This is a genomic window from bacterium (genome assembly GCA_022616075.1).
Lineage (GTDB): Bacteria > Acidobacteriota > HRBIN11 > JAKEFK01 > JAKEFK01 > JAKEFK01.
Window position 1 is genome coordinate 1 of sequence record JAKEFK010000341.1, and the last position, 9,310, is coordinate 9,310.

Annotated in this window: 14 protein-coding genes; 6 read left to right on the plus strand and 8 right to left on the minus strand. The window is 46.3% G+C overall.

Features of this window, described 5'->3' with window-relative positions; all coding sequences use genetic code 11:
* Window positions 1-40: 40 nt before the first annotated feature.
* On the minus strand, window positions 41-247 hold the full coding sequence (locus L0156_26560) for a hypothetical protein (GenBank protein MCI0606562.1): 207 nt from the start codon (window positions 245-247) through the stop codon (window positions 41-43).
* Window positions 248-276: 29 nt separating this feature from the next.
* Between L0156_26560 and L0156_26565 the strand changes: the two genes are divergently transcribed.
* Complete coding sequence (locus L0156_26565; protein ID MCI0606563.1) at window positions 277-1,056, plus strand: endonuclease/exonuclease/phosphatase family protein; 780 nt, start codon at window positions 277-279, stop codon at window positions 1,054-1,056.
* Between the two features lie 96 nt (window positions 1,057-1,152).
* The gene (locus L0156_26570; protein MCI0606564.1) at window positions 1,153-1,542 is read left to right on the plus strand and encodes a response regulator; all 390 of its coding nucleotides are present in this window, start codon (window positions 1,153-1,155) and stop codon (window positions 1,540-1,542) included.
* 47 nt (window positions 1,543-1,589) lie between these two features.
* Here the strand turns inward: L0156_26570 and L0156_26575 are convergent, their stop codons facing one another.
* The 4 genes from L0156_26575 to L0156_26590 form a co-directional block, all read right to left on the minus strand.
* A complete protein-coding gene (locus L0156_26575) occupies window positions 1,590-2,180 on the minus strand; it encodes a bacterioferritin (protein ID MCI0606565.1) in 591 nt (196 codons plus the stop codon).
* Window positions 2,181-2,271: 91 nt separating this feature from the next.
* Window positions 2,272-2,889, minus strand: a complete 618-nt coding sequence (locus L0156_26580; GenBank protein MCI0606566.1) for a hypothetical protein — start codon at window positions 2,887-2,889, stop codon at window positions 2,272-2,274.
* On the minus strand, window positions 2,886-3,566 hold the full coding sequence (locus L0156_26585; GenBank protein ID MCI0606567.1) for a hypothetical protein: 681 nt from the start codon (window positions 3,564-3,566) through the stop codon (window positions 2,886-2,888). The genes L0156_26580 and L0156_26585 overlap by 4 nt, the downstream gene beginning before the upstream one ends.
* Before the next feature lie 368 nt (window positions 3,567-3,934).
* On the minus strand, window positions 3,935-4,102 hold the full coding sequence (locus L0156_26590) for a hypothetical protein (GenBank protein ID MCI0606568.1): 168 nt from the start codon (window positions 4,100-4,102) through the stop codon (window positions 3,935-3,937).
* Window positions 4,103-4,308: 206 nt separating this feature from the next.
* On the opposite strand from L0156_26590, the gene L0156_26595 reads away from it, so the two are divergent.
* Window positions 4,309-4,716 (plus strand): hypothetical protein, encoded by a 408-nt coding sequence (locus L0156_26595; protein MCI0606569.1) that lies wholly within the window; start codon window positions 4,309-4,311, stop codon window positions 4,714-4,716.
* A 237-nt stretch (window positions 4,717-4,953) separates the two neighbouring features.
* Here L0156_26595 and L0156_26600 read toward each other — a convergent pair whose 3' ends face one another.
* On the minus strand, window positions 4,954-5,100 hold the full coding sequence (locus tag L0156_26600; protein ID MCI0606570.1) for a lmo0937 family membrane protein: 147 nt from the start codon (window positions 5,098-5,100) through the stop codon (window positions 4,954-4,956).
* Window positions 5,101-5,629: 529 nt separating this feature from the next.
* On the opposite strand from L0156_26600, the gene L0156_26605 reads away from it, so the two are divergent.
* Complete coding sequence (locus tag L0156_26605) at window positions 5,630-5,968, plus strand: hemerythrin domain-containing protein (protein ID MCI0606571.1); 339 nt, start codon at window positions 5,630-5,632, stop codon at window positions 5,966-5,968.
* On the opposite strand, the gene L0156_26610 is transcribed toward L0156_26605, so the two are convergent.
* Together L0156_26610 and L0156_26615 are read right to left on the minus strand one after the other, a co-directional pair.
* Window positions 5,951-6,184, minus strand: coding sequence for a hypothetical protein (locus L0156_26610; GenBank protein MCI0606572.1), 234 nt, complete (start codon window positions 6,182-6,184; stop codon window positions 5,951-5,953). The two genes, L0156_26605 and L0156_26610, sit on opposite strands and share 18 nt — an antisense overlap.
* Window positions 6,185-6,370: 186 nt before the next feature.
* Window positions 6,371-6,583, minus strand: coding sequence for a hypothetical protein (locus L0156_26615; GenBank protein MCI0606573.1), 213 nt, complete (start codon window positions 6,581-6,583; stop codon window positions 6,371-6,373).
* A gap of 371 nt (window positions 6,584-6,954) precedes the next feature.
* On the opposite strand from L0156_26615, the gene L0156_26620 reads away from it, so the two are divergent.
* Together L0156_26620 and L0156_26625 are read left to right on the plus strand one after the other, a co-directional pair.
* Window positions 6,955-7,827: an RNA polymerase sigma factor RpoD/SigA gene (locus L0156_26620; protein MCI0606574.1), complete on the plus strand. Its 873-nt coding sequence runs from the start codon at window positions 6,955-6,957 to the stop codon at window positions 7,825-7,827.
* Between the two features lie 108 nt (window positions 7,828-7,935).
* On the plus strand, window positions 7,936-9,069 hold the full coding sequence (locus tag L0156_26625; protein ID MCI0606575.1) for a hypothetical protein: 1,134 nt from the start codon (window positions 7,936-7,938) through the stop codon (window positions 9,067-9,069).
* Window positions 9,070-9,310 lie beyond the last annotated feature (241 nt).

A 9,310-nucleotide genomic window follows, 5' to 3' on the forward strand; every position in this document is an offset into this window, starting at 1 on the left:
AGTAATGAGCAATGAGTCATGAGTAATGAGTGATTAGAACTCATTGCTCATCACTTTGCACTTTAATTACGGAGGGCGGGCCTGCTGCCTGCCAGAATTTGTGCTTGCCGAAGATGGTGGGCAAGAGTCCCCCTCCATAATAATCGTGGATCGTGATCGTAATCGTTAATCTTGCTCTTAATCGTAATCTTCCACAATATTCGTAGGTACGATCCACGATTAAGTTTACGATTACGATCAAGATCACGATCCACGATTATCTAACGGGTACAACGAATGGTTAAGAACCCTGACGTTTTGCGCGTTGTGACTTATAACATTCACAAGAGCCGGGGACTGGATGGCCGCATTCGTCCAGAACGAATTGCGAAAGTTCTACAGAAACTCAATGCAGATATTATCTCCTTGCAGGAAGTGTGGAGCTACAAAGAAGGTCCGTTACGAAAAGATCAGGCCAGGTTTTTTTCAGAGGAGCTAAAACTCACTTGCTGTGTCGGAGAAACGCGAAAGTATCGTGGTGGTATCTACGGCAATATCATTCTCACCCGCTTCCCTGTTTTGTTAACAAAGACCTACGACTTGACGGTGGTCCAGAGAGAAGAGCGCGGTTCTTTGCGCGCCGATTTGGATATTCAGCCAGTTGGTTTGGTTCATGTGTTCAATATTCATCTGGGCACTGGTTATTTTGAACGCAAGCGTCAGGCGCAAAAATTGATTGATGTCACTCTTTTAAAGAATCCGGACCTGAAAGGAACACGTCTTGTAATGGGTGATTTCAATGAGTGGACGCTTGGATTGACAACGAAATTTCTTCAGGAACAATTTCGAAGTGTCGATGCGGTGACGGTTCATCCTGTGAAAACCTTTCCCGGGTTGATGCCCATGCTGCCTCTGGATCACATTTACTTTGATTCAGCATTCAAACTGGAAAGGTTGACGATATATCGAAGCCCGCTTGCGCTCATCGCATCCGACCATCTTCCCGTTGTAGCCGATTTCGAGCAAAACGTTGCCTCCGCTAAACAGGAGTCAGTATCCACTGCTGTATCCGGCTGACTCCTTGCACTTGCTCTTTTAAAAGCTATTCCTTTCAGAAGTATTTACAACAACAAACCGTGATAAAATTGAATCCTTCGGGGATTTTAGGGGAAATTGAAAATTAGAATTTTTCTGGTTGAGGATGAAAATATAGTCGCGGAAGACCTCAAAGAGCGGCTGGAAAGAAATGACTATGAAGTTGTGGGAATCGCGGACTCCGGCAAGGCCGCGATCGATCAGGTGCAGCAGCTGCGGCCCGATCTTCTCTTAATGGATGTTCGAGTCAAAGGAGAGCTGAATGGCATCGAAACCGCGATTGTTATTCAAAGCTTCTATGAGGAACCAATCCCTGTAGTTTTCCTGACCGGATTTTCTGAAAAAAGCTTTCCCTACTTAAAAGTTCTGGACGATTATATCTACATCAATAAACCCTACTCCGAAGATCTCCTTCTTCGGTCGATTGAACGCGCTCTAAAAACAAAAACAGGGCTAATCTCAAAGTAGCGCGGGCGTCTCGCCTGCGGAGCTCAAGCGCAGACGAGACGTCCGCGCTACTTTGGTTTGCGTTCTTTTTCCGGTCTGAGATTCATTTCTTTCAGTATGTTCACCAGATCATCAGCATGCTCTTCTTCCATCGCCAGAATTTCTTCCATCAAACGTCTTGTGGTCGGGTCATCATTGCCCAGGAAATTCACGACTTCGCGGTAGGTATCAATCGCAATTCGTTCGGCTATCAGATCTTCCTGAATCATGTCCACCAGAGTCTCCCCTTCTACGTATTCGGAATGGCTTCGGCTTGCAAGTCCTTCCGGAGAAAAGTTCGGTTCGCCACCCAGTTGAATAATGCGGGCTGCAATTTGGTCAGCGTGTTGTTGTTCTTCATTGGCATGTTGTAGGAACTCATTGGCAACGCCTTGAGAATGGATTCCAGATGCCATGAAGTAGTGTCTTTTATAACGCAGAACGCAAACAATTTCTGTGGCCAGAGCTTCATTGAGTATCTTGATAACAAGCTCACGGTTTGCTTTATAGCTGTCTGTCACCGGACCGTTCTCCAAGTGTTGTCGTGCTCTTTGCCGCAGAGTCTGAATATCGGTCAGAAAGGGTTTGTCTGTGCGTTGAACTTTAAATTGACTTGGCATGTTTTCTCTCCAAAGAATGAGCGCTAAAACAAAAAGGCGGGTTTTCACCCGCCCCTTTTGGAAATTCAAAAATGAAGAAGGATTCAACGCCTCAATTTTGAGGAGGTTCATCCTGGTTCTCTTTATCTTTATCTTTGTCCTTTTGCTTCGATGGCTTTTTGCCTTTTGTTTTCTTTGATTTCTTCGTAGTAGCGGCGTCCTTCTGCTTATCATCGGAACGAACTTCAGTCTCTTTATCTTTTCGTTCGGTATCGACAGCAGCTTCCGTATCCGCGTCTTTGTCCTTCATTTTCAGCCTTTCTTCCCGCTGAGTATTTTCATCAGTCTCAGGCCGGATAGTGGACTGCCGTTCCCGATCTTTCAAACGCTGTTCTTCATTTTGATCTTTCAAACGATCCTGATCGGTAGGCCTGTTGCTTCGCGTAGCGTCTTGCTGTTCTTGTTCTTGAACAGGTTGTCTCGGCGGTTCAACAGGTTTTACGCGGGCCTTATCTTCCTGCTTTTGAGGAGATGCGGCGCCCTTGTCTTTCTTTTCCTTGATCTTTCCCTGCCGTTCTCCCTGCACGATTTCTTGTTGCTTCTTTTCTTTGATCTGTGCGCGATTTTGTTCCCGACGTTGATGCTTTTCTCTTGATTCACGCACGATCTGATCTGTGCTGACTTCTTCGGTACGACCTTGAACGTTCTCTTGACGCAATGCTTTGTTCAAAGCGGCACGGTTTTTGGCTTTATCAGCCTTAAATGTTTTGCCTTTTCAGCAAATGCTGGTGCGATTGTCTCCCTGATCACTTGATTTGCATTCTTGCGGATCTTCTCTTCTTCACCTTCTACCGCAACAACACGAACTCGACGTCCGTCAATTTCAACTTCATTTGTTCGCACTTGACGAACTTGAATCGGTTGACGCACGATCCGTTCCAACACAACTCGTTCCACCGGTCGTGTTGAAATTCTGACTAACCGCCGATCGAACAAATAGCGAGCATAGTCGCCACCATAATAATAATCAGCATAGTTGTCATAGCCGAAGTGATTTGGTTCTATGAATGGAATACTGGCAATCGTGCCCAGGTAGGACTGGTTGTAATACATGTTTCTGTATCGTGGATCATAATACGGCCCACCATAGGAATAGTCATTACCACCAAAACCGAATCCGATTGAGAAATCGTCATCGTAATAGGTGAACTGATTGACGGGCCCGACTTGGGAGAGGTACCCGCGGCTGTAGTCATAACCGGAAGGAGGCATAGGACTCCATCCAATGGAGTTATATCCTTGTGCCCATGCGACCCGGCCCGGATGCCATTCATGGCCCGGTATCCAGACCCAGCCAAATTGTTGCGCATATACCCAGTTGCCATAGTGGTAACCGGCCCACGCCATGGTTCATAACCTTGCCACGTGGGACCATACTGCGTATAGTTCCAATGACCTTGCGTATAGGGGCGCCAATCCTGAGCGACGTAAGGTCGCCAAACTTGACCGTACGGCTGTAACGCGATCCACGTTCCATATTCGCCCATCGCTGAGTGAAAACTCAAACCTGGAAGCTGTTGTTGAAAGCCAGGTTGAGCATTGAAGGCGTATGGTAAATAATCATAATCGCCAACATTTACGTAATAGTCGCCGGAGCCTACAGTCAAGGAAATCGCTTGGCCGTATGCACAAAAACCGAACACCATCACTGCTAAAAGCAAAGCGATATTTCTTGTCTTTTTCATCACTGAAAACCTCCTTAATATTTCGAAAAATTACGCAGCTTTGGTGGTGTGTTTTCGACAATTATTCGATAACAGATCTTTTAATGCTGCATAAACGAGCAGTTTTTGCTCAATTGGTTCGGAAGATACTTGCTTAGCTTCTTCAAATAATTCGTAGATGAGCTCCCCTAATTGACAGTTAACGACAAGTTTCTTCATTTGATTCCCTCCTATTTTTCTTCACCTGCAAGTTTAACCACTCCCTCGAAACGGCCATATCGACAAGTCCTTGGATTCTTCGTAGCAATTCACTCTCGGAAAAAGTCAACGAATTTGCTACACACGAAAAGTTACCGATTTGACAGTGGTATGCGCACAGGCTCGATAGCGATGGGAAGGCGAAAAACAAGACTATCTGTTACAGCATGCTGACCACAAATTTAAAACGCTATAAAGATATCGCTGTGCTGATCCTGAAGTACGCCCGGTCCGATCTTATTAAGAATGTGCGGTTCGAGGAAACGGAAATTTTGCGGGAAGCCCGGGAAAGCACAAGATTGAAAGCGCAAAACCTTGCAAAGGATCTGGAGAATCTAGGTCCAACTTTCATTAAGATCAGGCAATTGCTTTCCACCCGGGTGGAACTCTTTCCCCCTGATTGTCTGTTGGAATTGGAAAGGTTGCAGGACCGTGTTGAGCCGTTTTCCTTTGCCGAAGTAGAAGACATTGTGCAAAACGAATTGGGTTTGCGAATCTCCAAAGCCTTTCAAGAATTCGAAGCCGACGGCTTTCTGATCGTGAATATCTCCCTTCACGACCGCAGAAAATCGTAGTGGCAGAGCATTTACATCGGATTTGAACAGATCAGCTATCGGAGAATGCTTGCAACAGTACTAGCCGCTTGTGGGGAGTAAATGCTCTGCTTGAAGGCATAATTGCAGAGCATTTTCGCGGCCTCCAGGTAAGTCCAATCTGGGCTGACTTAGAAAGATAACATGTTTATACACGTCTTAATGGAAAATGCTCTGCCACTACCAAAAAGGAAAGGGCGCGGAGATTCGCGCCCCTCGTCAAACGGCTCGTCTTCCGGAAAGAAGGTTAATCACGAGCACAGCCAAAGCAATTACCAACAGGATATGGACTAAACCACCTGCAACATTGGTTGCAAATCCCAGCACCCAGAGCGCCAGGAGAATAACGAAAATCGTCCACAACATAGCTACCTCACTTTCTCAAAAATTGTGTTGAGAACGGAGCCGGCTTTCACCGGTTCCGTTCTAAACAAAATTTGTTCAGTTAGGACGATCCCCTGGAAGCACGTTTGGAGTCTCGCTTTCGACTGTCTGATTTATGCCGGTTTTCATTAGTACCTTCAGATTGTCTTTCAGGATGATCAGTTCCATGACTGGGAACTTCCTGACGAGGTATTGGTTCGCGAGGCGGAATTTCCCAGATGGTCTTGTTTTGTTCTTTCATTAGATCCTCCTTTCTGGTTTTTTCACCTCTTCTCGAAACTAAGACCGGTGGGTTTTGAAATCAACGAAATCTGTTGAATCTTTTGTCATAGATTTCACCCCAAAAAAACGTCTGGAAGGCGTTGCAAATACCGTCGGATGGATACTATTTTGCAACTAGGAGGCGTAACATGAGTATATTGCAAATGATTGATAAGGACCACAAAACCATTTCATTCCTTTTTGCGCGCTATCACAAACGGATAACCGGGGGGCAAAGAAACGATCAGAATTGTTCGATGTTTTGAAGGATGAGCTGGAAATTCATACCCATATGGAAGAGGCAGTTTTTTATCCCGCCTTAAAAGATGATGCAGCTGACCTTATCCAGGAATCATTGAAGGAACATTCCATCGTTGAAGATCTGTTGAGAGAGCTGGAAGTTCAACCCAAGAATTCTACCGAATGGATGTACAAACTTGCCGAACTACGAATCAAAGTGGAACATCACATTCACGAAGAAGAACAGGAAGTTTTTCCACTCGCGCGCAGGGTTATGGACGAAAATGAATTGGACGGGCTAGGGAGGGCAGCTCAACTAGACCGGTCGGAACTATTCGCCCTGAAATAGGTTCAAGAGTGCACGATTGTTTTCAGCTTGCCTCAGTAAGAGCAATGCTAATGGAGTATAAAAAGCAAGATAACCGCTGCTCAGTCCGGTCAATGTGACGAACAAAGCAATTGCTAAGGAGTTGTCCATCCGGAATTTTTCATCTGCCGAACAAAAAACAACATCGACAGAAGCACCCAGCATAATCCTGTATTCTGCAACTGCCCTAACTTCCATGAGGTAGTGAGTAAACCGCCTGCAAGAAGAACAGGCGCGAAAGCAGCGCCAACCTCCAAACATAAGAGTGAAGCGGCGGCACCAATCGTCAGCCGGTTCATTTGATAAGTCAGGTTATATAATCGATTAGCGACATTCTATTATGCATGATCTACCCTCTTGAACCCTTGAACCTTTGAACCTCTGCTATGCCACGCGACTCAGCCGTTGAACGTGTAAGAGTTCATCCACCATGTGTTCAAAAGCCTTCAAGAAATCAGCATCTCGCAATTTTTCATTGCAGTCATGACAGCATTCCGTAAAGACGGTTGCCATTAACGCGCGAACCGCAATTTCCGGATCAACCTGTTGCCAGCATCCCAAAATTTTTCGCAAGCTATGAAAAGTGTTACGTGGCATTTGTTTCCTCCAATGCACTCAATGATGAGCCCGGCCGGAACTTTTGTAAGTCCGTAAAACAAGAGGCTTCCTGTCGTTGCTGAAGATTTGGTTGTCATAGTTCTTCTACTACAGGCCGGACGGAACATGACACTACAATCCGCCCTCTTTCGATACCTTCGCCTTTGGATAAAAAGTAAGTTTGTTCGTGTATGCGATCTAGCCATGAAAAAAGTACGTGATGTGAGGACGAAATTTTGGCGTCGTAGGTTTTACGACAAGGACGTTGCCGGTTTGTACGACAACGAAATGCTGTTCTTTGCGATATCGGACCGGTCGTCGAGACGTGTACTCTCGGACTAGTCCACTATGACATAGGAGGTTCTGACCCGATGGGATTGAAAAAACGGAAAGCAGTAAAAGAAGATAATACGAAACAGACATTACAGTCCTACCTGAACGAAATCTCGATGATCCCACTACTGACTGTTGAGGAAGAGCGGGCGCTCGGGTATCGCGCGCGAATGGGCGATGAAGAAGCCGTTCAAAAATTGGTGGAATCAAACCTGCGATTTGTCGTCAAAGTCGCTAAAAAATACAGACGCTACGGCGTTCCTTTCCTGGATTTGATCAATGAAGGAAACCTTGGCCTCATCGAAGCGGCGCGAAGATTCGATTCGGATCGAAACGTTCGTTTCATTTCCTATGCAATCTGGTGGATAAGGCAATCTATTCTCACAGTTTTATCAGATATGAGTCATCCACTGCGATTGCCTTTAAAGGTAAACAATATGCTTTACAAAGTTGGCCTGACAGCCTCCCGTTTCGCCAATGATCTTAACGGTAAACCATCATTGCATGACATTGCCGGAGGCGTGGGGCTTTCGATTGAAGAGCTGACGGAAATTCTAAAAGTCGGAGGAGAAGCGTTATCGCTGGATCAGCCGATGCGGGAAAGCAACCGTGTACTGGAGAATTTGCTGCCTCAAAACAACACCATCACCGCCGAAGATTGTTTAATGCGGGACGCTCTGAAACAGGATTTACGCAATGCGATGAAACAGTTGCGCGAAAATGAACGTGAAGTCCTGAATTTGCGTTTCGGATTAGATCAGGAAAAATGCCTGACCCTGAAGCAGATTGGCGAAAGAATTGGAGTATCACGCGAACGGGTTCGCCAGATTCAGGAAAAGGCGCTCGAGAAACTACGCCAGAGCAACAAGGCCAGATCCCTATATGCGGGAAGCCTCGCCGGCGTAGCCTGAAAACTTTTTTGGAGTAGGGGCGACCCTTGTGGTCGCCCGTGACGGACCGAGACAAGCCCTGCTATGGAGCGAGCAGGGACAAGCCCTGTCCCTACGCTGGAGCTTCCTATGAAGTACTTAATCGTGTTCTTATTCTTCATTTGTGCCTCCCTTGAGGCCGAAATGAAACTTGAAATCAGTAAGGACCTTCGAGAGGATGGCCTCCGGCAAGGTCAAGTCTGGAGACCTGTAGATGTTTCAAAAATGGATATCCTTGCGGGACCTCAAACTGAGGTTTCTGCCCGCTTGAATTCACAAGTGGAATGCGAATATATAGAACCCAAAGAACAATTAAAAGGACGGTGGCCGAAGTTCCTTTGCAAAACGCCTAAGGGCCATGTGGTGCGCGTCAAGTATGGCGAACAAAATAAAGAGATCTACGCCGAAGCCGCAGCAAGCCGTCTTTTCTGGGCGCTTGGTTTCTACGCGGACGATGTTTATCCGGTGGAAGTGAAATGCAACAATTGTCCGGAAAATCCATTTAAACCTGAGGAAGGCAAGCGTGGAACTTACCTTTTCAAAGATGCTGTGATCGAACGGAACTTTCCGGGCGAGGTGATCGAAGAAAAAGAAGATCAGGGTTGGACCTGGAAAGAACTGGAGAAAGTAAAAACGGATGAAGGTGGAGCTCCACGAAGTCACATAGATGCGTTGCGCTTGTTGGCCGTATTTGTTCAACATGCGGATGCGAAACCGGACAACCAGCGGATCGGTTGTTATCCTGATCAAATTGCGGATCTTGATAGGGATGGCAAGGGCTACTGCACTCAGCCGGTGCTGATGGTGCAGGATCTTGGCGCAACTTTCGGTTCCGGTTTGAACGTTATGAGCATCAGCAGAGTTGATTTGAAATCCTGGGAATCGAAAGAAATTTGGAACACCGCTCTGGAGGCGAAAACTCGCGAGAAAACGGGAGCAGGACATTGTATCGGCAACATCACAAGTTCTCATCTTGCTGCCGAAGAAGGTCTAACGGATCCCATCATCACGGAAGAAGGGCGCAAGTTCCTGGCTGGTCTGCTTGGTCAATTATCCGATCAACAGATTCGCGATATTTTTCGTGTCGGCCGGATCGACCAGTTGGGTGACGTAGTTGAGGAAAAGGGAGTCAGTAGAAAAGTAACAGTTGACGACTGGGCAGCTGTCTTTAAGAAAAAACGTGCTGAAATTCAGGATCGTACCTGTCCGCAACAAGAAAATTAAGCGGACTTGCACCAAGAGGAGCAAATTCTCACCTGGAGGTGCAAAATGAGAATAAAGATTTTTGTCTTCGTTTTGATGACTGTTTTTCTGATTCTAGCTTCCCAAGGCCAGTTTCACGCTCAAAGTAATACACGCGACTACTTCGTCGTAACAATTTCCAAAGTTGGAAATGGATCGGGTATCGTGTCTTCCTCTCCCCCGGGGATCGACTGTGGGAGTAGAGTCAATGACTGTAGTGCGA

Bases quoted from the DNA above. Each gene is read 5' to 3' on its own strand.
- L0156_26600 (MCI0606570.1), bottom strand. From the start codon at position 5,100: ATGTTGTGGACGATTTTCGTTATTCTCCTGGCGCTCTGGGTGCTGGGA.
- L0156_26585 (MCI0606567.1), bottom strand. From the start codon at position 3,566: ATGGCGTGGGCCGGTTACCACTATGGCAACTGGGTATATGCGCAACAA.
- L0156_26575 (MCI0606565.1), bottom strand. From the start codon at position 2,180: ATGCCAAGTCAATTTAAAGTTCAACGCACAGACAAACCCTTTCTGACC.
- L0156_26615 (MCI0606573.1), bottom strand. From the start codon at position 6,583: ATGCCACGTAACACTTTTCATAGCTTGCGAAAAATTTTGGGATGCTGG.
- L0156_26565 (MCI0606563.1), top strand. From the start codon at position 277: ATGGTTAAGAACCCTGACGTTTTGCGCGTTGTGACTTATAACATTCAC.
- L0156_26625 (MCI0606575.1), top strand. From the start codon at position 7,936: ATGAAGTACTTAATCGTGTTCTTATTCTTCATTTGTGCCTCCCTTGAG.
- L0156_26620 (MCI0606574.1), top strand. From the start codon at position 6,955: ATGGGATTGAAAAAACGGAAAGCAGTAAAAGAAGATAATACGAAACAG.
- L0156_26595 (MCI0606569.1), top strand. From the start codon at position 4,309: ATGCTGACCACAAATTTAAAACGCTATAAAGATATCGCTGTGCTGATC.
- L0156_26610 (MCI0606572.1), bottom strand. From the start codon at position 6,184: ATGGAAGTTAGGGCAGTTGCAGAATACAGGATTATGCTGGGTGCTTCT.
- L0156_26590 (MCI0606568.1), bottom strand. From the start codon at position 4,102: ATGAAGAAACTTGTCGTTAACTGTCAATTAGGGGAGCTCATCTACGAA.